Below are 21,178 nucleotides of genomic sequence, written 5' to 3'. Positions count from 1 at the left end.
GCGTTACTTCCTATACGACAGCAGAGGGAGAGATAGGCAGGCAGGGATGATTGCGAGCATTCATGGCATTCTTGAGGCACAGCACGAGGACCATCTGATCATCCGCGTGGGAGGCTTCGGGCTACGGGTCTTCGTGCCTGCTTCGACACGCACTCGCTTCAGTACGCCCGGCAGCGAGGTTTCGCTCTATACTCATCTGCACGTCCGCGAGGATGGCCTGGCCCTCTACGGCTTCGCCGAGGAGGCCGAGCGCGATATGTTCGAGCTGCTGATCGGTGTCAGCGGTGTAGGCCCCAAGGTGGCGCTGGCATTGCTCTCGGTGCTCGATGCGCCCACTTTCTACCGGGCAATCGCTCAGGAGGACGTGCAGCTGCTGGCTCGCGCCCCCGGCGTCGGCAAGAAGCTTGCCGGTCGCCTGATATTGGAGCTGAAAGGCAAGGTCCCGGCAGTCGCGACGGGGACCAGCGCCGGCGGCGGCATCCGGCGCTCCGAGGTGCTGGAGGCCCTCGTCGGTCTGGGCTACAGTCCCGCCGCCGCCCAGGCAGCCATCGCTCGCCTGCCCCAGGACCAGAATCTGACGCTGGAAGAACAAATCACCCTGGCCCTGCGCTCCCTCGCCCGCGAACTCTGATCTGACTGACTGACAGTCGTTGTAGCAGGTAGGATTCGCAGAAAACGCCTATTTTCTGGAGGATGCTGATGGCAACGGACGAATTGCTGCCGCCAGCATGTGCTTTTGCTGTCTCTGTCCTGGCTGAATATGAGCAGGACCCCGAGGCCGTACCAGAGGAGGCCGTTGAGGCGGCCCGGCAGCACATGGCCTCTTGCCCACGCTGCAAGGAAGCCTCGGCAGCAAGTGGCCCCAAGCGCAAAAAGAAGAAAGTACGGCGCGCCTCTCCGTCGGAGTCGCTGGCCGCCGTGGAAGGCGGCGAGACGGCTGTTGCCGCACCGGCCCTGGCCAGCACTGAGCCTTTCCAGGCGGCCCTCCCACCTTCGCAGCCGTCCGCCTCGCCCACCTTTGCCCCTCCCTCATCTGGTTCTGAGGCCCAGGAGCAGACGATCCGTATTTCGCCTCCCTCGACAGGCGATGGCCTGATTGACTGCCAGCAGTGCCGCCAATTGTTGCCCGAGTACGCCGAGGCTATGGATAGCGGGCAGAATGTGGCCCTGCTTTATCCCGAGGTACAGGCCCATCTGCTTGTCTGCGACACCGGCTGTCTGGTATTGCTGGACCTCTTCCGCCAGGAGGCGAAGGCCAACCGCAAGTATCGGCGCCGCCCGGTGCGCGATCCGTTCCGCGTGATGTGGTGGGAGATGAGCGGCTTTTTCCGCGGCGGGCTGGTGCCGATCTCGCCGCGCGCCTTGGCTTTCGGCACGCTGATCCTGGTCTTGCTCCTGACCTCGCTGACCGCATTCCTGGCGATCCGCTGGGACGATGCTCGCTACTACCGCCCTCCCAACACGCACCTGGTGCCTACGCCTGACGGCATCGGCCTGAGCGACGGGCTGAAGATTTTCGATGCCTGCAATGCCGCCGGCTATCAGGATAAGCGGCAGGCCGCCCAGGCGATGCAGGCGGGAAATACCAGGAAGGCCGAGGCTCTGCTCTCGGCGGCTGTCGCCATCAGCGATACAACCGGCTGCAACAGCGCCGAGGCCGCTATTTACCGCGAGGATCTGCGCGTGCGCCTCTCAGGCCACCCCTACGGTATCATTGTGGTCAGCTTCGACAGCGGCCCCGGCATCGCTGATCCCCAGGGTGGCACCGACCGCCATATTCTCTACGCCGCCTATACCCAGGAGCTGGTGGGAGCCTATATCAGCCAGGAGCAGTACAACAGCGCACAGATGAAGATTCCCGGCGCGCCTCTGCTCTACCTGGTACTCGCCAATACAACTGGCGAGGAGGAGGGCGCACTACAGATCGCCAATGCGGTAGCGACTCTGAACGCCAAAGGCAACTTTGGCGACTTCGGCCTGCAGGTGAGCGGGCGCCCGCCGATTCTGGCGGTCCTGGGTCTGGCCCCCAGTCGCCTGACAGAGGTGGTGCTTCCGGTGCTCTGCCGCGCCGGCGTGCCTCTGCTCGCGCCTACCTCTTCGGGCCTCTTTATCATCGATCTGCTCTCTCAGACCTCGCTCTACCGCCATTGCACGCCCGGCTTTGCTTTTATCCGCTTCTCGGCAGACGATTCGGCCCAGAGCCGCGCCGGAGCTGACTATGCCTATAACGAGCTGGGGGCACGCAACGTGGCGATCTTCTATGACCCGAGCAACCCTTCCTCCAGTAGCTCGGCGCGCTATTTTAGCCAGTTTTTCACGGCCCACCGCCATACCCGCATCGTGGCCCAGGAAACGGCAGTGGCCAGCGGCCTGCTCGACGCCAATGGGCGCCCCCAGGCCTCGCGCGATGATCTACTGGCAGGTTTGAAGGACGCCCTACAGGCTCAGCCACGGCCCGACCTGATCTTTGCTCCGCTGCTCTCCAACGATGTCATGACGCTGGCAGAGGCGATCGCTCAGCTCCCCCGCGATCAGCAGCCGATTCTGCTGATCGGGGGCGAGTTCGTCCAGCCGACGGCTATCCAGAAGCTGGTGCCCTGGGTCCGTCAAAATCAGCTCTCCTTGCCTCGCATCTACGCGACGGTCAGCAGCGCCGTCCGTCCCCCAAGCGGAGATAGTCCCTGGCCCAAGCAGTTCTATGCCGCTTTCTGTACTCTCTTTGCTTCGCCAGGGAGCTTCTGCAGCGGAGCGGCGGCTCTCGACCAGGGCGCTCTCCTCTTTGGCGACGCCGTGGAAATGGTGGCCCTGAGCCTCAACCAGAGCCAGCAGCCAGGGCAGCAGGCCCAGAGCACTCAAGGACAGGGGCAAGGTCAGGCCCAGGCTTCGCCAGGCTTCCCGACGCCCGCCCAGCTCGTGCAGCGAATCAGCAGCCAGAGCTTTACGGGCGTGAGCGGGCCGATCGTCCTGCGCCTCTGGGACGACGTCCTGGTGACAAGCACGCGCGCCGCACCGGCTATTCTGGAGCTACAGCAGGATGGCAGCATTCAGATCGCTCAGTAGGAGCAGATCAGCACTCGAGCAAGGGCCTCAGCCCTTTCCCTCTTCGGCTGCCAGATAAGAGAGCATAGGGGCGGTAAGCCCTCTTCAATCGAGCCAGGGCACCGCCCCCTCTCCCTCTCTCCTGCTTCGCCCGCCCGCTGTTCTCCCTCCTCCCCCAGACAACCGGCGTGGCGTGGCATGGTGCAGCCTTGTCTCCCAAGACAAGCGCTCGCCGTCATGCCTCGATTCCTCCAGGTAGACCGGATTGAAAGGCGTCTTTCAGGTCTGATCAAAATTGCCAGAACCCACAAAAATAAAAAGAGGAGAAGAAGATAGAGTGAGAGGGAGAGTGAAGGGAAGGTAGGAGAGCAGTTCAGACAGGTATTTCGGACAAGTGGAGAGCTGAGCAATGGAGCTATTGATTACTACCCTGGCCCACATCAGGCCGGCCTACGAGATCGATGCACAGACCCAGGTGCGCCAGGTGACCGAGGCCCTGCGCCCAACTCCCGGCCTGTTAAACGTGCGCAGCTATACCAGTCGAGACAGGCGCTACCACCTGCTGCTTACCACCTGGGAGAACGAGGACGTCTGGCGTAAGGTGCGTGATCGCTGCAGCCCCGCCCGCCTTCTGCAGGAGATGGCCGGCGCTCAGTTGATGGACGTGCCTGAGCAGTGGGCCATGCACTATATTTGGGGCTATGTGCGACCGGCGGTCAGCCCGACGCTGGCCGTGGCCCTGCTGGCCCGGGTTCGTCCCGAGCAGAGCGAGGCCATTGAGCAGCACTGGCTAGAAAGCCTTCATCGGCAGGCGGCGGAGCTGCTGATGGCCTCAGCCTTTCTGGCCCGTGGACAGGAGGAGGCCCGGCCTCAAGGGGGAGGGAACAAGGAGGACGAGAGCCAGGAACCAGCCTATCGTTGGGGGACGGTCTTCCTCAATCTTCTGACCTGGGCCAGTGAGGTCGAGCAGGAGGAGTTCTACGCCCAGCCAGGCTACCAGAATTTTAGCCTTCAACTGCATCAGGCCGCGCTCGTTCAGATGCTGGCTCTGGAACAGCCCTGACCCTCCCCAAGGCCTCCCTCTTCTCGCCTCGCCGGAGGAAGCGCAGCCCTCACCGAGGAGGAAGACCGGCGGCATCCGGAAGGCTCAATCTGATAGGAGGCCGGCCCTGGCTCGCCCCTCTTCACTGGCAATGACGCGCTGAGTCAGCGCGTGAGACCACAGCTCCCTGGTCAGTCGCTGGAGCTTTCGGCTACCGGTTTGGCATAGTATTTCTGCAGCTCAGACCAGAGCAAAGCGCGATCACGCCACATGGCCGGCGTAAAGATATGGTATTCGCCATCACAGAGGGGCACCTGCGTAGGACAAATGCGATGAGGGGTGAGACGAAAGCGGATAGTGTCGTCGACCACTTCGACCCAGATATGGCGTCCTGTATAACCCGAACCCCATTTAAGAAGGACCAGGGTATCGTATTCTTCAAAGCGCCCCCGCCCCTTGAGCAGCTCGCGATCAAGACGACGCAAGAGCGAGGGCAGATCGCTCTCGCGCATAATGCGCCGCGCATTTTCACGGAGCGCCTGACGCTGGCGCTCAGCCTCCACTGGCTCGTCCGACTGACTCATACCAGAAGCATCCAGCCATCCTTTCTTGTCGCTGAGCGCAGCGGATGTCTGGGAAGGAAGATCTCAACCGCTGAGATCAGGCTCTCACTGGACGCTCAGCGCCTCCCATCACCCGCTGGCAGATTTCATCCATAAGAAAGCATAGCACAAAGAGGAGGCCGCGGCCAGGAGCGAGGCAGAGCAGAGGCAGTCAGCCCGTTTCTGGCCTTCACTCCTAGCGAGCTGGCTAGGGCCGCAAGCGTACCTCATAGTCACTGCGGGCCTCCTCGCCACAGAAAGCATGGACCAGCTCGCGCCTGTTCACTTCCCAGCCGAGAGCCGACAGGGGAAGGAAACCGGCACCGGTCGAAAGCGGCAGCGGGGAGATTAGGGGCTGCTCGAAACAGTCGGCCACGCTACGGGACGAAATATAGTAAATATTATCGCTGGAGCGCTTGGCGTTGCGCTTGGCCTCAGCGACCAGATAGCTGATCTCCTGGAGGTTGTGGGCAAGATAGGAGAGGTTGTTGACGATGCCAATCGAGAGAGAGACAAGCGGAAACTGATAGGGACGCCCCTTGCGATCAACCCCGCTGATGGTACCGCGCTTCAAGTCCTCAGGCCGATAGAAGGGCTGACTCAGCTCCTTGTAGGCGGCAATGATACGGCAACTGAGCAGGCGCGCGCGATCGGGCGTCGTGACCACTACAAAGTCATCCCCACCCACATGGCCGACAAAATCCTCCAGGTTACCATGCTCAGAGACGACGCGGCAGCAGATGCGCCCCACCAGGCGGATCATCTCATTGCCAGCCAGGAAGCCATAGGTATCGTTAAAGGCTTTAAAATTATCGAGGTCGAGGTAGAGGAGGCTCCACGGTTCCTGGCTAGCCAGCCTGCACTTGATAGTCATCTCCACCTGGAAAGCCCCAGGTAGATCGATCAGCCTCGATAACATGACCTGCTGGACATGCCGTAGCTGCGTGCGTACGCGCTCCAGTAGCTCTTCGGAGTCGAAGGGCATGGCAATATAATCGTCCACGCCCATGCGGAAAGCTCGCACCTTAGCGCCGGGGTCGCTTGCGGCACTGACGACAATGATAGGGATATACATGGTCCGCGCATGCGTGCGCAAGCGCTGAATGAATTGCTCGCCGTCACCACCGGCGCTCGCCATGTTGAGGACGACGAGCTGCGGCATCTTGCGCAGCGCAAACTGGACAGCATCCTCGCCGTGAAGGACAGTGAGCGTATGATCTCCATCTCTTTCCAGAGGCTTCTGAAGGATGCGAGAGATCAGACTGTTGTCCTCAACGACCAATACATTGCCCATAAGTGCTCCTGCCTCTACGCTTCACTATCACAACGAAAGCACATTTTACCTTCCACACCTGAGCTTCACAGGAACAAAAACAGCCCTACGTGAAGAGGTGTGACAGAGGTGCAGAGGTATCTGTGTAAGAGACCTCCAGGTTCGCTGCCCGGGATGAGCGCACGCGCCGCTGTGAGCGCGTCGGCTGGCTCACCACCCTTTTTTACCAGGCAGGATCAGTTGTCATAGACCGTAGACCCTGGCCACTGACGACCCCTGACGACAGGGCAAACGAGCAGCTCCCCGGGCACGGGGCGAGGACTTAGGACTCATGCACCGCCACCACTATCTCTGCTCCCCTCTTAAGATAAGGCAGCGCGCATGAGCAAGAGCACAGAGCAAACAGAGTAAATAACCTAGAGTTGCAATTCTCTTCCTTCTCACCGCCGATTCAGCTAGCCAAACAAAGCGACGTGAAATGCGGACGGAAGCCCCGCACCTACCCGCGTATGGTGGCTCCTCGTCCTCGGCCTGGCTGCCATATCCCAGAGCCCTGTGGAGCTGGACCCATGCTGCTCTCCACGGGTCCTGGCAACAGCGCCATACCTGCTTGCCCCATCATATTAAACGCTAGCACATAAAGCAAGCAGTGTCAACACATCAGAGATGAATTTTTCATCATCCACCTGAGCACGAGAAAGTTCAACATTTGTCTGCACGATCCAGTGTAATATCCCCGGATGGATCTGCAAAGAAAGTTCTAACAAATGTTCTTGTCATGTTATACAGAAGCAGATGGAAGACTATCCCTTCATCCAATAAGTGTCATGGTGTCTTCATCACTTTGCTCGTCTGCTTGTTAGTTTCAGCACCCCCAGCCGGGAGCGCCGTTGACCCAGACGGAGCAGCTTCCGGCTCGGGTGGCCCTGGGTCACCCCTGCAGGGATGAACTGGTTGAGGGACAGAGGGTCGGCGGGCCGGCAGCGGAAAAGGCCAAGCACTGCCTGCTCGGGCCGGCTGGGGATCGGGGCGAGATGAGCCGGGCCTGGCGACGCGAGCAAAATCCATAGAGAGAGAGGATTTCCAGGTTTTGCAGTTGACGCGCCGCCCAGCCTGCGCTAAGATAAAAGCGCCCATCCAGGCGCGAGAAACATCTAGCGAGTCTTGAAGGGGAGCCTATGGCCATATCCTCCTCCGCACCGACCGAGCGCAGCGTGATCTTCCCCAGCAAGGGACAGCCCTCCTTCATGCTAGAGGGCATTCTCCATTATCCCGGCCAGGCTCGTCAGGCCCCCGCCGCTGTGCTCTGCCATCCCCAGCCGGCCAGCAGCGATATGCAGGATGTGCTGACCTTGCTCCTGGCGCGCCGCCTGGCCGAACAGGGTATGATCGCTCTGCGCTTCAATTTCCGTGGCGTTGGCCGTAGCCAGGGGCAGCAGACCGATGGCCGCCTGGAGCCCCTGGATCTGGCCGGCGCCGTCGACTTCATTCTTGCTCAGCCCGGGGTCAATCCGGCCAAGCTCTGCGTGATCGGCCACGCTTTCGGCGCCTATATCGCTCTGCAGTACGCTCCCTACGATCCCCGTATCCGTACGGTGGTAGCGATCAGCCTGCCGCTCTTCCGCGCGATCGGCGGTCTCCCCCGCCAGTTCGAGCGCCCGAAGCTCTTTGTGACCGGCGAGTTCGATGAGGTCTGCCCGCTTTACAAACTGGAGCCGTTCGTCGAACAGCTCAAGGGACCCAAGGGGATTAAGGTGATTACCGGCGCTCGCCATTTGATGCGTGGCTACGAGGAGCCTGCCATCGAGGCGATCACACGCTATCTGAAACGCTGGTCCGAGATGCCCGATATTTGAAGACAAATTGAGGTACACGGGCATTACGAGTAGAAGATCAACGGTCGGCGGGCGCTGCAGATCAAAAAGCAGACCAGAGCCGTGCTGGTCGAGCGCCTCTTTCAGAACTGTGGCGCTCCCTGGTCCAGGGCAAGGGCGGGTTCTGCCTGGCGCATCAGGCTCCTTCACAAGGCTCACGGGGCCTGGCTTCTGCCTTGACAGCCAACTGCGGCGGTGCTACCCTTGACAGCGACGCGCCGTTGCTCACGTACAAGGCTACGAGCGCCTTACGCTGATCTGAAGAGGAGTTTGTCCTGTGGAGACCCTTCATCCGATCCTGTTGGAGGCTTCGCTTCACGAGACGATTTGGGGGGGGCGGCGCCTGGAAGAGGATGGCTGGAAAAAGCTGCCGCCCGCGAAGCTGATCGGTGAAGCCTGGGAGACTGAGGTCAATACCCTGGCTCAGAATGCCCCCTATACGGGCAAAACGTTGGGTCAGTTGGTGAAGGAACTCGGTACCTCCCTGCTCGGCCCACAGGCCGAGGCGATCTTTGGTCCCCGCTTCCCGCTCCTGGCCAAGTTCATTGATGCTCATCAGAAGCTGTCTGTCCAGGTGCATCCCGATGACTCTTATGCCTCCCAGCACGAGGGCGGCAAGTTAGGTAAAACAGAGTGCTGGTATATTCTGGCCGCAGAGCCAGGGGCAACCATCGTTCACGGCTTCGCCGCTCCCACAAGCCGCTCCGCGGTGGCCGCCGCTATCGAGAAGGTGCAGCTTGAGCAGCTCCTCCACGAAGAGGTGGTCCAGGCGGGAGACGTGATTTTCGTTCCCGCCGGTACGGTGCATGCCATCGGGGCGGGCATCCTCCTCTACGAGCTTCAGGAGTACTCCGATATTACCTACCGTATGTATGACTATGGTCGCCTGACCGCCGAAGGGAGACCACGCGAGCTGCACGTTGACCGAGCACTAGCGGTGGCACGCTATGAGCCTTCAGCGCGCATTAAGGTTCGCCCGGTAGCTCTGGCCGCTGGACCAGGCTATGAGGAGCGCTGTCTGGTGGCTTGCCGCTACTTTGTGTTGCGTGAGCTGGTCCTCAAGGGAGAGGTTCACGATCAGGTGGCTGGTAGCTGCCAGATCCTTTCGTCGCTGGGAGCGGAGGTCACGATCAACTATGGTCCTTCGCTGCAGCATCGCCTCAGCCTTGCACGTGGTCAGAGTATGGTACTGCCCGCCGCTCTTGGTCCCTACCGCCTTGCAGGCCACGGTTTGCTCTTGCGCTCCTACGTGCCGGCTCCCGATGACGCCGCCTGGCTGGCCTGGAAGAAGGCCAATGCCGGGCTGGCTTGAGCGAGCAGGGCCACTCAACGGCAGGCCTGGCGCCCAGGCTCTGGCGAAGGGGAACAGGATCGTCGCTGGTTCAGGCTGGGGCTGGGTGACCACCTGCCCCGCCGGGAAGCGATCTCTAGTCGCTCCCTGAGCGCTCCCCTCTCTCGTGTCGCTTCTCATCCAGGTAGACAATGGTGCCCTCGACGATGCGCGGCTCTGCCTGCTCGGCTGGCTCTCTCTGGCCGGGCTGGGTGGCGAGGGGGTCGTTGTCCAAGAAGGTCAGCTCTCGCTGAAGCTGCTCGACTGTGGCAAGGACGTTTGCAACCCCACGGAGTAGCTCTACGATTTTGAGGACGCCAAAGAGCACCACCCAGAGCGCCAGACCAAGCATAAGGGTGATGCTGGCTCCGATCAGTCCATTAAGCGCGATCCCATAGCCGACGCCCACCAGCAAGGGCAGCCAGTAGAAGCGGACCACTACCCGCAGTAGCCAGTAGAGAAACCAGAAGAAGGCCTTGATCGGGTCCTCCGGCATCTCCCAGGGAGGGAGCCATTGTAGACGACGTTTCTTTTTTTCCATGTCTTCGGTGCCAGGTGCGAGATGCGTTGCAGGCCCCACCTTGTTTCTTTGCCCCCTCGGGCGCGACCCTGGGCCGCCCTGCCTGGACAGCGCTCCTGCTCAGCCGACGCCGAGGACGGTGTAAGAGAACGAGAGGTCCCTTTTGCCGCTCCTTCGCTGACATCATTGTAACAGCCAGGAGGCGGAAGCACCAGGGTCAGCTCCCCTGATTCAGCGACTGAGCGCCGCTTTCTCCGCCTCCCGGCAGCTAGCAATCAGCCACAAGCACTTCTTTCCCGGCCCAGCCTCCCTAGAGGAGGCGGCCTCCCTTCCCGCTCCGTCATCCCCGCGCATCGCCGCTCACCGAAAGCCGGACTTGATTCAGACCCGCCTCCGTCTGTAAGAGATGCAAATCCATCTCTTTCGATATAGCGGTTTCTAAATGCAGAGGGCCATAGACTGGCGTATAGAAGACATTACGATAGGACCAGATACGCAACAGCAGGCTTGAGGGAAGCGCCTGCCGGTCGACCAGAGGGAAGGTTACAAGGAGCCTCTCGCCCGCCTGCAGGCGATTAAAACTGCAGGTCGTCTGGAAGCCCGGCGATGAGGAGCTTTCAGAGGAGGCAGCAGGACTGGCGACGAAGCGATAGGCATAGCTCGTATTGAGGACTGGCATGGCGCTCTGGGTGAGCTGCCAGGACGAGACAAGCCAGGTTGCAGTCGTTGCAGTCCGGTGGCTGTCAGCCAGGGTCAGGAGCTGAGCCTGATCAGAAAGAGCCTGTAGCTCGCCTAGCTTCCAGGGGGAAGCCTGAGCGGCAGGGGTTCGGGCCATGCCCGGCTCTACCAGATAGAGAGAGAACGGGAGGCCGCCCGGGCGCGGGAGCCTGGACACCAATGTTGCTTGAGTAAAGCGCTCCAGCAGCGCCGTTATCCAGGGATCATATGGTCCTACGAGCATGGCGGCTCGTTCTCCCGGCAAGATCAGGCAGCCAGCGTCAAAGAGGGTCGCCGGAGTCCGCATCTGTCGGCTAAGGAAGAAGAGCGCCGTCCGCGTAGCATCGTCGACAGTAATATAGACATGCGAGAGGCGCTCTCGTTGAGCAAGCTGGTCGGTGGCGGCCAGAGCCTGCTGGAGAGAGGCCAGATCATTATGATAGGGATAGGGCTGGAAGGAGCGATCGTCAAAATGGCCGGCAACGGTATCGAAGACGCTCACAGCCGCCGCCAGGCTCTGCGCGGCCACGAGCAAGCCCGCCAGCAGATAGCCGGCCAGAGACAGGCGCGCCAGCCACGCCTGTTGCCGGCGCAGCCAAAGAAGACCCCGGGCCAGTACGATGCCGATCAGGAGAAACGGGCCGGGCATCAAGAGCAGCAAGTACTGGGTATGCAGCTCTCCGCCGTAACGTAGGAAGACCAGGAGAGGAAAAAGCTGCCAGACCAGCAGCAGAAGAGCGCCACACCGCTGACCATCGGCGCGCCAGCGCCCCCAGCCAGCACACAGCCGTTGCCCCCACCGCCAGCGGTCCCCCCCCTTTGCGACAGCTTCCCCGCCCGAGGCTGCCTCCTGCCCAGGCTGCTCTCTCCCGCGACGCCCCCCGCGAGCCAGCCAGAAGAACAACCCGAGAAAAGCCAGGAGAAGCAAAGCCGGCATAGCCAGCTTGAGCCAGGAGAAGAGCCGATGAAGGGGAACAAGAAGCGTATCGCTGCGATTGGGAAGCTGATCATAGGGGATAATAAAAAGACGATAGATGCGCAGGGCCTGAAGCGAGAGCACGCCTGTCTGATGATTGGAAAAGCTGAGAGTTGAGCGGACGTCTTGCAGACCGGAGAGCAGCAGCCAGAGCAGCGAAGGTGCAAAGACCGCGAGCAGGGCCAGCAGAGCCAGGAGACCATCGCGCCAACGCAGCGTCTCGGGAGCAAGCAGCAGACAGAGCAACAGAAGAGCTGCCAGCAAGAGATTGACCTCGTGGGCCTGATAGAGGAGTCCTAGCCAGAGCACAGCCCATGCGAGCCACCCCTGTCGCCGCTCCACAGCGCCGCGGAAGAGAGCCAGCAAAAAGAGCAAGATAAAAGGGGCAGCGATATTCGGCTGCCAGATAAAGCGGGCATATTTGACCGGCAATACAGCAGAAGCATAGAGAAAGGAACCGATTACAGCCGCCAGGCGCCCATAGTAACGATACAAGAAGAAATAGGCTAGCAGTACAGCCAGCACATTGAGGAGAGCAATAAGCACGGCGGCCCAGAGCGGGTTAGCGCTCAAGGCCGCGGGTAGCATAAACAGATAGACCGCCCCAGGGGGATGCTGAGAGCCAATCGAGCCGGTATTGCTCGTCACGGGCAGCAGGCCCTGGTGGACAGCATCGTAGGCCATCCGAAAAAGCGTGGCCTGATCGTCATCGAACTCCGTTCGATTGAGACCGTAGAGACGCAAGGCCGACGCGAGCAGTAGCAGGCCAGGGATTTCAGGCTTCAGCAGCCAGGACAGCCAGGACGGCCAGGATCTCCACGGGGGGCGCTGCTTAGAGCGCCCCTGTGCTTGCTGAAGCATCCCTTCCTGGTGATGGGCTGGTAAGGGAGCCAAGCGCATCAAGTGTCCTCCTGACACTGGCGAGATCGGGGTCAATAGTGACCGTCTCGGCGCGTGGGATACCGGTTTGATGATCCTTGAGCAAATTGCCGGTGAGAATAGCAACCACGCGCTCATTTGGCTTGATTATACCAGCCCTGACAAGCTTGCGAAGGCCGGCTAAGGTGGCAGCCGATGCCGGCTCGCAGCCAATGCCGGCGCGGTCAATGACGGCCTTAGCCTCTAGGATTTCCGGATCACTGACCTCTTCGACGAGGCCCCCACACTCTTCGATCACCAGGCGGGCGCGAGCATAACTGACCGGGTTACCGATCTTAATAGCGCTGGCCACGGTCTGAGCCTGAACCGTATGTCGCCGGGCGAAGCCCTCGCGATAGCTCAGATAAAAGGGATTGGCGCCGGCGGCCTGGATAGCGGCCAGACGGGGCAGGCGCTCAATCAAGCCCAGCGCGCGGGCCTGACGGAAAGCCTTGCCCAGCGCGGAAGTATTGCCCAGATTGCCAGCGGGTAAGACCAGCCAGTCGGGAGCCTGCCAGGCGAGTTGCTGCAGCAACTCAAAAGCAATGGCTTTCTGGCCCTCCACCCGGAAGGGATTGAGCGAATTGAGGAGGTAGATGCCCAGCTCATCGCAGACCTGCTCGACCAGGCGCATGGCGGCATCAAAATCGCCGTTGATCTGCACCATGCGCGCCCCGTAGGCCAGCGTCTGCGATAGTTTCCCGCCAGCCACCTGGCCAGCGGGCAGAAACACCAGAGCCTCCAGGCCGGCCAGAGCGGCATAGGAGGCCAGCGAGGCCGAGGTATTGCCGGTAGAAGCGCAGGCGACGGCCCGTGCTCCCATCAAACGAGCCATTGTCACCCCCACCACCATCCCGCGATCCTTGAAACTGCCCGTTGGATTCTCTCCCTCATGCTTGAGGTAGAGCTGGGCCAGGCCGGCATAGTCGCCAATGCGCCGCAGGCCGGGGCTGGCCTGGGTCTCTTGTTGCTGATCGCTGCCCACCGCATAAAGGGTCGTATTGCCTTCGGCTCGCGAGACCACAGCCTCGTCAGGAAGCGGCAGAATCAGCTCGCGATAGCGCCAGACGCCGCTGCGCTGAGCCACCGGAGCCGCCGGCGTGCCAGGCAGCAGCCTTGCTCGCTGCTCGAAGAGCTGGCGCCAGGCAGCAGCCTCGTCCTGAGTCTGATGGGACGTCCCGCCGTGACCGCGGCCAGAGGGCGCCCCCGGCAGGCGCAGAGGGATCTCCACATCGAGAACCTCTCCGCACTCGCAGCGGTAGCGCGCTGGCCGACCAGGCTCCAGCACCGGATAGAGAGCCTGGCAGGCCACGCAGCGCAGGCGCACCTCTTCCAGAGCCTGCCGCACAGACGACGAAGGCGGGACCTCCGGCTGGCGATCGATCCTAGTGTCCAAGCGAACCCTCCTTCACCGGTCGAGCAGGCGACCAGCAGAATTGATCTTCGTAGTAATGAGCGCGCGGACGACGCACGCGATGATGACGAGGGTTGATAACCCGCGCCCCATGCTTATCAGCCCGCAGGATCAGGCCGGTTCCTTCCACGCCGCGGGCGCGCGCTGCCTCCTGCATCGCGCGCAGGATCTCCTGGAAGCGCGAACTTGCAAGAGCAATTAGAGAAGAACCGCCGCCAGAAAGACAGGCGCCATAAGCCCCGGCGGCCACCGCAGCGTTAATAATGTCGGGCATAGCAGGGAAGAGCGCCTGGCGATAGGGCTGATGCAGGCGATCCTGCATCGCCTCCCCAATCAGCTCATAGCGCCCCGTCTGCAGAGCTGAGAGGAGCAAGGCCACACGCCCGGTATTGAAGGTCACATCGTCCTTGGGATAGCTGGGAGGGAGCAGCTTACGCCCAGCCAGCGTATCCATTGAGAAAGAGGGAGTAAAAATGACAGCCTTCAGGGCATCCGGGAAGGGGGTCTTGACGGCGTGGATCTTCCCATCCCTGACCGTGGTCGCCACCAGCCCACCCAGAAGGGCCGGGGCCACATTGTCGGGATGGTTTCCCTGCTCGTTGGCCACCGCCAACTCGAGAATCTCCTGCTCGGAGAGCGTCAGCCCCCGCAGGCGCAGGAACTCGCTTGCCGCCACCACTCCACCAACCGCCGCGGTCGCGCTGCTACCTAGCCCCGCCCCCGGCGGAATCTGAATGACCATGCGAATGCGTACCGCCGGCGGCTCCATGCCCTTCGAAAGAAAGACCGAGGAAAAAGCGCGGAAGAAGAGATTTTCGGGACCAGTGGGAAGCCCTGCCCCCAGACTGCCTTCGATCTGGATGACAGGACGCTGCGGATCATTGCCACCCTCTACAACCTCAAAGCGATTGTAGAGCTGGAGGGCCAGGCCCAGACTATCGAAACCCGGCCCCAGATTAGCAGAGGTGGCCGGTACGAGCACAGTGAAAGCGACAGGAAATACCGGTGCCATCGCCACGGGCCTCCTGTCTTTCAGCTGCAAGACCTTCCATTGCTCTCACTATCTCCTTTCTGTCTGCTTCGTCAGCGGACAAGAGTGGTTTTTATTGTATCACGATCCTGGGCTACTCGTCAGTAGTCCCAGGCTTCAACCAGGGAGCGACAGGGACGGCTCCCCCCTCTTTGCCGCCGCTCAGACCCAAACGGGCAGCCAACTGGAGCCAACTCCAGTAAGCCCGGACATCAGGAAGGAGAACCCTGCCCCGCCTGCTCCATGGCATGCCCTGCTTACTCGTAAACCGGCGTCAGCCAGTGACGATACTTGTCGTTCTCTCCCCGACAGGCCGCCAGATAGAGCGCCTGCAACTTCATGGTGAACGGACCAGGCCGCCCACTGCCAATCGGACGATGATCAACGCTGATGACCGGCGACACCTGCACACCCGTCCCGCAGAGGAACATCTCCTCGCTGGCGTAGAGCTCCGTGCGGTCGATGCGCCGCTCCTCAACCGTCATACCAAACTCATCGCGCACAAGCTGAATCAAGGCGTTGCGCGTAATCCCCTCGAGAATATCCTCCGAGGGCGCTGGAGTAATCAGCTTCCCATTGCGCAGAATGAAGAGATTGCAGGAACTGCCCTCAGAAACATAGCCATCGTGCGTCAGCATGATGGCCTCGTCAAAACCGCTGGCCAGAGCATCTTCGGTCGCCAGGGCGCTGTTGACATAGCCACCGGTCACTTTGGCCCGCACAGGCATGGCATTGCTGTTGGCCCGCCGCCAGCTCGACGTGCAGACCCGCAGGCCCGAATCGATGTCCACATAGTTGCCCATGCCAAAGGTGTAGACGGCAAACTCATCTTTGAGACCTGTCAGACGCGGCTTGACCGTTAACGAAGCCTTGTAGGCAATAGGCCGGATGTAGACATCTTGCCGATAGTTATGCTTCCGCAATAGTTCTAAAGTGATACGCTCCAGATCCTCGATCGAATAAGGCAGATTGAAGCGCATCACGTTCCAAGAGTGCATCATGCGCTCGTAGTGCTCGCGCATCTTCAGCACGTAGAGCTGCTCATGATTGGCATTCCAATAGGCACGAATTCCTTCAAAGCAAGCGGTACCGTACTGGAGCGCATGGGTAGCGATGCTGACCTTAGCCTCGGCGATAGGCACAAACTGGCCTTCAAAGAAGGCAAAGCCCTCCAGCGGGTCCTGAATAGAGACCTTTGAGGATGTGGTTTCCTGAGAACTCTGTGTCTGCGTCACGACCTCACTCCTTCGATCGATACAGGCAAGGCGGTGGGCGAGAAGGATCGTCCCACGCGCAAATAAACGCATAAAACACAAAAAGGAAGAAGGCGCAAGGGTGTGTCGTTAGAGTCTCACGACAGACACACCCTTGCGGCCAGAAGCTATCCTGTGAGCGCTGGCCCATTCCGGCCGGGGAGAAAGACCTTTTTCCCGGCAGGCCGGCGCCGGCCTTAGATGGCCGAAGGCGTCTCCAGGCTGCTCTCGACGATATAGATCAGATCATCATCAGTCACATACTTCTTCTCGTCGGCGAGGGCGATGAAGCGCTCATAGGCCTTCTTCAGCTGCTCAGCATTCAAGCGGTAGCCGAGCTGCCGCAGGCGAGCATCGAGGCCGTGGCGTCCAGAGTGCTTGCCGAGCACCAGGCGTGTATCATCCCAGCCGACCGACTGGGGCGTCATGATCTCGTAGGTCAAGCGGTTCTTCAGGACGCCATCCTGGTGGATGCCGGCCTCATGAGCGAAGGCGTTCTGACCCACAATGGCCTTATTGGGCTGTACCGGGATGCCGGTCAGGCGGCTGACCAGTTGGCTGGCCGCCACGAACTCGCGGGCATTGATGCGCGTATCGGCCTGGAAGACATCCGGGCGCGTGCGCAGGGCCATCACCACCTCCTCCATCGCCGTATTGCCGGCGCGCTCACCGATGCCATTGATGGTCACCTCCACCTGTCGAGCGCCGCCGCGGATCGCCGCTAGAGTATTGGCCGTAGCCAGTCCAAGATCATCGTGGCAGTGCGCGCTCAGCACCACATCCTCCATGCCCGGCACACGCTCGCGCAGATAGCGGAAGAGCATCTCATACTCGTGGGGCATCACGTAGCCGACCGTATCGGGCACATTGATAGTCGTGGCGCCCGCCTTGATAGCCAGCTCAAAGACGCGGCACAGGTAGTCCCAGTCACTGCGTGTTGCATCTTCCGCCGAGAACTCCACGCGGGGGCAAAGATTGCGCGCGTAAGCCACCATCGTCCTGACCCGTTCCAGGGCCTCTTCAGGCGTGATCCTCAGCTTATACTTCAGGTGGATATCAGAGGTAGCCAGGAAGACATGGATCACTGGCTGATCCGCCTCGCGGACGGCTTCCCAGGCGGCGTCGATATCCTCGGTGTTGGCCCGAGCCAGGCCGGCAACGGCCACATCGTGGCCACGCACGCGCTGAGCGATGGCCTTCACGGCTGCCAGGTCACCGGGCGAGGCTGCGGGAAAGCCCGCTTCGATGATATCGACGTTCAGGCGCACAAGCTGCTCTGCAACCTGCAGCTTCTCCTCAGTGGTCATAGTGGCGCCAGGCGACTGCTCGCCGTCACGCAGAGTCGTGTCAAAGACGCGAATTACCGCAGGATCTCCCATGTTTGTTGTTCCTCCTTGTGACCATTCACCGGGCGGCGGGAGGCCATTTGTCGGCGTCTCGCCGCCCGCTGCGCGGCAAGCCGATGAGCGCGCCGGTGGGAGAGCCAGACCAGGTCAGACCAGGGCCAGCTCGTCACCGGCGAACCAGCTCAGGCTGCCCTCGTCCTCACTTCTTGGTCGGCCCCGCAATCTCAGGCCGCTTGTCTACAGGCTTGAGCCAGGGCATCATGGCGCGCAGCTCGCTGCCAACCTGCTCGATCTGATGCTGGGCGTTGGCGCGGCGCATGGCCTGGAAAGCCGGGCGTCCAGCCTGATTTTCCAGAATCCAGCGTGTTGCAAAGGTGCCGTCCTGGATCTCGCGCAAGATCTTGCGCATCTCGTTGCGCACCTGCTCATTAATGATGCGCGGACCAGAGACGTAGTCGCCGTACTCGGCGGTATCGCTGATGGAGTAGCGCATGTAGCTCATGCCGCCCTGATACATCAGGTCGACGATCAGCTTCATCTCGTGGAGACACTCAAAATAGGCCACCTCGGGCTGATAGCCGGCCTCCACCAGCGTTTCGAAGCCGGCGCGGATCAGGGCCGTGACCCCGCCGCAGAGGACGGCCTGTTCGCCAAAGAGGTCGGTCTCCGTCTCCTCGGCGAAGGTTGTGCGCAGCACGCCGGCACGCGTGCAGCCAACGGCGCGGGCATAGGCCAGCGTGAGGGCCTCCGCCTGACCGGTCGCATCCTGATGGACCGCCCACAGGGCCGGCACGCCTACGCCCTCTGTGAAGAGGCGGCGCATCATATGGCCGGGGCTTTTGGGGGCCACCATCGCGACATCGATATCAGCGGGCGGCACGATCTGCGAATAGTGGATGCTGAAGCCGTGGGCGACCATCAGCATCTTGCCTGGGGCCAGGCCCGGGCGAATATCGCGCTCAAAGACCTCGCGGTGGTACTGGTCGGGGATGAGCAGCATGATAATGTCGGCCTGGGCCGCCGCCTCGGCGGTCGTCATGACCTGCAGGCCATCGGCCTCGGCCTTCTCACGGCTCTTGCTGCCTGCCGGCAGGCCGATGACGACGTTGCAGCCGTTGTCGCGCATGTTCAAGGCATGGGCGTGGCCCTGGCTCCCATAGCCAATGACTGCCACCCGCTTGCTCTGAATCAGCTCAAGATTGGCATCAGCATCGTAGTAGATATTCGCCATTGACTGCTTCTCCTCCTATTCCTCGCGCGCAATCGCCAGGCGACCGCTACGCGCCAGTTCACGAATGCCATAGGGCTGGAGCCGCTCCAGTAGCTGCTCCACCTGTTCGCCTTTGCCAGCTACCTGCAGGGTGAGCGTCTCAGGGGCAAGATCGACGGCCTGTGCCCCAAAATGCTGGCCCAGCTCAATGATTTCGCTACGGTTAGCGGCGGTGCAATTGACCTTGACGAGCGCTAACTCGCGCTCGATCGCCTGCCCAGCCGGGAAGCGCAGCACCTGACGAACGTCGACAATTTTACGCAACTGCTCGCTGAGGTGCTCGACCCCAACCTCGGCATCGTCGACAACCACGGTGATCCGCGCCACGCCGGCCTCTTCGCTCGGACCAACGATGAGGGTCCGCATGTTGGCCCGCCGCCGGCGCAACACATTGACCACCCGATCAACTGCCCCCTGGCGATCGTCGACCAGCAGCACCAGGGTGTAGAGGCGCGCGCTCCCCTGAGGGGCATCTGCCTGTCCAGCTCGCGCAGAGGCGACTGCCTGCTCTGTCATGTTCAATCCCATCCTTCTGTCTTGCCTCGCACACTTACACACTTTACCCGTCGGAGGCTACTCACGCTCGATAATCATGTCGGTGATGGCCGCGCCTGGGGGCACCATCGGATAGACATTAGCCTCAGCCTCGATGGCGAAGTCGATAATGACCGGGCCAGGTGTCTGCATGGCCTTCTGGACGGCGGCCTTGACATCCTCGCGTCGCTCCACCCGCATACCTGTCAGGCCATAGGCATCGGCCAGCTTGACGTAATCCGGGCTGCTGATGGGAGTTTCGGAGTAGTTTCTCTGGTGAAAGAACTCTTGCCACTGGCGCACCATGCCGAGGTAGCCGTTGTTCATGATGGCCACCTTGATGTCAACGCCCTCATCGCGGATCGTCGCCAGCTCCTGGATATTCATCTGGATGCCGCCGTCGCCGGCCACGACCCAAACGGTGGCCTCCGGTCGTCCCATCTTCACTCCCATCGCCGCCGGCAGGGCGAAGCCCATGGTGCCGAGGCCGCCGGAGGTAATATGGCTGTTGGGATGGGTCCACTTATAGAAGCGAGCTGTCCACATCTGGTGCTGGCCCACATCGCTGACCACGATCGCCTCACCGTCAGTGACCTCGTAGATGGCATCGAGAATATCGGTCGGGGTGGGATAGGGGACGGGACGGCGCAGACGGCGAGAGCGCTCCTGCTCCTCAGCCTCCCACTGGCGCAGCTCGCTGAGCCACTCGCCGTGATCGCCCGGCTCAACGGCCTCGACCAGGGCCGCCAGGGCTGCCCTGGCATCGGCCAGAATGGGAACGGCAGCAGGTTTGACCTTGTTCAGCTCCGACGGATCGATATCGATGTGGATGATCTGCGCCTGGGGAGCGAACTCGCTGACCTTGCCGGTCACGCGATCGTCGAAGCGCAGACCCACGCCGATAATCAGGTCGGTGACCCCAATTGCGCGGTTGACGAAGGCCGGCCCATGCATGCCCGGCATGCCCAGGAAGAGAGGATGATCGACCGGGAAGGCGCTGAGACCGAGGAGGGTGCTGATCACCGGGATGTTGGTCTTCTCGGCCAGGGCACGCAGCTCGGCGTAGGCATTTGAGAGGATGACGCCATGACCAGACATAATGACTGGGCGGCGGGCCTGAGCGATGAGGCGCGCGGCCTGCTGAATGGCCTCGGGAGCCGGTTGGGGCACGCGCGTGGCCCGATATAGCTCGATCGAGCGCACAGAGGCCGCAGGGCGATAGATGGTCTTGGCGAACTGGACATCCTTGGGAACGTCGATCAAGACGGGACCTGGGCGCCCGCTGCGAGCGAGCTGGAAGGCTTCATGAACCACATCGGCCAGCTCCTCGACGTGCCTGACCAGGAAGTTGTGCTTGGTAATGGGGAGGGTCAGACCGAGGACATCGGTCTCCTGGAAGGCATCGCGCCCAATGAAGGGACGACCCACCTGGCCCGTGATGGCGACCACCGGCGTAGAGTCCATGTAAGCGGTGGCGAGGCCGGTGACCAGATTGGTGGCCCCCGGACCACTGGTCGCCACGCAGACGCCAACTTTACCGGTGGCGCGCGCGTAGCCGTCGGCGGCATGGGCGGCGGCCTGCTCATGGCGCACCAGGACGTGGTGCAGCCGCGGATAGGCCGGGAGGGCGTCATAGAAGGGCATGATGGCGCCGCCCGGATAACCATAGAGCAGCTCTACGCCCTCGCGCACCAGGGCCTCGCAGAGAATATGACTGCCAGCCAGCTCGCGCGCCTCGTCACTGGCATGAGCGCTGGCCCTACGGGCATCTCCTGACTCCTGAGTAACCGTCGCAGTTGTTGTCATACTACCTTCCTCCTTAACTTAGGGGCGTCCCTGCAATAGCTCGCTAGACTGACAAAAGATAGTCGCTTGAGACCAGATAATCCAGGTGAGAGCGCTGCGAAACGCCCTGCAAGCAATAAAAAACGAGGAACCGCCCTGCCGGGAGGCCCTCGTTAGGTTACCTGCGCTGGATCGGGTTGCGTCGTTGCTCCCGCTACTCTCCTCTCGGCGTGCCAGGCGTAAGGCCCGTGGTAA

General features: G+C 61.5%; 16 protein-coding genes. 5 read left to right on the top strand and 11 right to left on the bottom strand.

Annotated features, from left to right (window positions below):
* The first annotated feature begins 46 nt into the window (after window positions 1–46).
* From ruvA to ACFMO7_RS05865, 3 genes are all read left to right on the top strand, one after another.
* Window positions 47–631 carry a Holliday junction branch migration protein RuvA gene (gene ruvA, locus ACFMO7_RS05875; protein ID WP_376794584.1) on the top strand — a complete coding sequence of 195 codons (585 nt, stop codon included), beginning with the start codon at window positions 47–49 and terminating at the stop codon, window positions 629–631.
* Between the two features lie 68 nt (window positions 632–699).
* The gene (locus ACFMO7_RS05870) at window positions 700–3,060 is read left to right on the top strand and encodes a hypothetical protein (RefSeq protein ID WP_376794583.1); all 2,361 of its coding nucleotides are present in this window, start codon (window positions 700–702) and stop codon (window positions 3,058–3,060) included.
* Window positions 3,061–3,448: 388 nt separating this feature from the next.
* The gene (locus ACFMO7_RS05865) at window positions 3,449–4,102 is read left to right on the top strand and encodes a hypothetical protein (RefSeq protein WP_376794582.1); all 654 of its coding nucleotides are present in this window, start codon (window positions 3,449–3,451) and stop codon (window positions 4,100–4,102) included.
* A gap of 170 nt (window positions 4,103–4,272) precedes the next feature.
* Here ACFMO7_RS05865 and ACFMO7_RS05860 read toward each other — a convergent pair whose 3' ends face one another.
* Both ACFMO7_RS05860 and ACFMO7_RS05855 read right to left on the bottom strand, forming a co-directional pair.
* Window positions 4,273–4,665, bottom strand: a complete 393-nt coding sequence (locus tag ACFMO7_RS05860; RefSeq protein ID WP_376794581.1) for a hypothetical protein — start codon at window positions 4,663–4,665, stop codon at window positions 4,273–4,275.
* 226 nt (window positions 4,666–4,891) lie between these two features.
* Complete coding sequence (locus tag ACFMO7_RS05855) at window positions 4,892–5,977, bottom strand: response regulator (RefSeq protein WP_376794580.1); 1,086 nt, start codon at window positions 5,975–5,977, stop codon at window positions 4,892–4,894.
* A 1,157-nt stretch (window positions 5,978–7,134) separates the two neighbouring features.
* Here ACFMO7_RS05855 and ACFMO7_RS05850 point away from each other — a divergent pair.
* Complete coding sequence (locus tag ACFMO7_RS05850) at window positions 7,135–7,812, top strand: alpha/beta hydrolase (RefSeq protein ID WP_376794579.1); 678 nt, start codon at window positions 7,135–7,137, stop codon at window positions 7,810–7,812.
* Between the two features lie 295 nt (window positions 7,813–8,107).
* Window positions 8,108–9,142 (top strand): type I phosphomannose isomerase catalytic subunit, encoded by a 1,035-nt coding sequence (locus tag ACFMO7_RS05845; RefSeq protein WP_376794578.1) that lies wholly within the window; start codon window positions 8,108–8,110, stop codon window positions 9,140–9,142.
* Window positions 9,143–9,257: 115 nt separating this feature from the next.
* Here the strand turns inward: ACFMO7_RS05845 and ACFMO7_RS05840 are convergent, their stop codons facing one another.
* From ACFMO7_RS05840 to ilvB, 9 genes are all read right to left on the bottom strand, one after another.
* The gene (locus ACFMO7_RS05840; RefSeq protein WP_376794577.1) at window positions 9,258–9,701 is read right to left on the bottom strand and encodes a hypothetical protein; all 444 of its coding nucleotides are present in this window, start codon (window positions 9,699–9,701) and stop codon (window positions 9,258–9,260) included.
* Between the two features lie 319 nt (window positions 9,702–10,020).
* Window positions 10,021–12,234, bottom strand: coding sequence for a glycosyltransferase family 39 protein (locus tag ACFMO7_RS05835; protein WP_376794576.1), 2,214 nt, complete (start codon window positions 12,232–12,234; stop codon window positions 10,021–10,023).
* On the bottom strand, window positions 12,206–13,687 hold the full coding sequence (gene thrC, locus ACFMO7_RS05830) for a threonine synthase (RefSeq protein WP_376794575.1): 1,482 nt from the start codon (window positions 13,685–13,687) through the stop codon (window positions 12,206–12,208). Before thrC ends, ACFMO7_RS05835 begins: the two co-directional genes overlap by 29 nt.
* Entirely contained in the window at window positions 13,677–14,717 is a 1,041-nt protein-coding gene (gene thrB / locus ACFMO7_RS05825; RefSeq protein WP_376794574.1) for a homoserine kinase, read from the bottom strand. Before thrB ends, thrC begins: the two co-directional genes overlap by 11 nt.
* Window positions 14,718–14,992: 275 nt before the next feature.
* Window positions 14,993–15,970: a branched-chain amino acid transaminase gene (locus ACFMO7_RS05820; protein WP_376794573.1), complete on the bottom strand. Its 978-nt coding sequence runs from the start codon at window positions 15,968–15,970 to the stop codon at window positions 14,993–14,995.
* Window positions 15,971–16,185: 215 nt separating this feature from the next.
* Window positions 16,186–17,367: a 2-isopropylmalate synthase gene (locus ACFMO7_RS05815; RefSeq protein WP_376794572.1), complete on the bottom strand. Its 1,182-nt coding sequence runs from the start codon at window positions 17,365–17,367 to the stop codon at window positions 16,186–16,188.
* Between the two features lie 166 nt (window positions 17,368–17,533).
* Window positions 17,534–18,565 (bottom strand): ketol-acid reductoisomerase, encoded by a 1,032-nt coding sequence (gene ilvC, locus ACFMO7_RS05810; protein WP_376794571.1) that lies wholly within the window; start codon window positions 18,563–18,565, stop codon window positions 17,534–17,536.
* A gap of 15 nt (window positions 18,566–18,580) precedes the next feature.
* Window positions 18,581–19,120, bottom strand: coding sequence for an acetolactate synthase small subunit (gene ilvN / locus ACFMO7_RS05805; protein ID WP_376794570.1), 540 nt, complete (start codon window positions 19,118–19,120; stop codon window positions 18,581–18,583).
* Between the two features lie 57 nt (window positions 19,121–19,177).
* On the bottom strand, window positions 19,178–20,944 hold the full coding sequence (gene ilvB, locus ACFMO7_RS05800; RefSeq protein WP_376794569.1) for a biosynthetic-type acetolactate synthase large subunit: 1,767 nt from the start codon (window positions 20,942–20,944) through the stop codon (window positions 19,178–19,180).
* Window positions 20,945–21,178 lie beyond the last annotated feature (234 nt).

The sequence above is a fragment of the Thermogemmatispora sp. genome (genome assembly GCF_042408735.1).
Classification (GTDB): Bacteria; Chloroflexota; Ktedonobacteria; order Ktedonobacterales; family Ktedonobacteraceae; genus Thermogemmatispora.
Note: the sequence above shows the minus strand (reverse complement) of the source record. Positions and strands in the feature narration are given on the sequence as shown.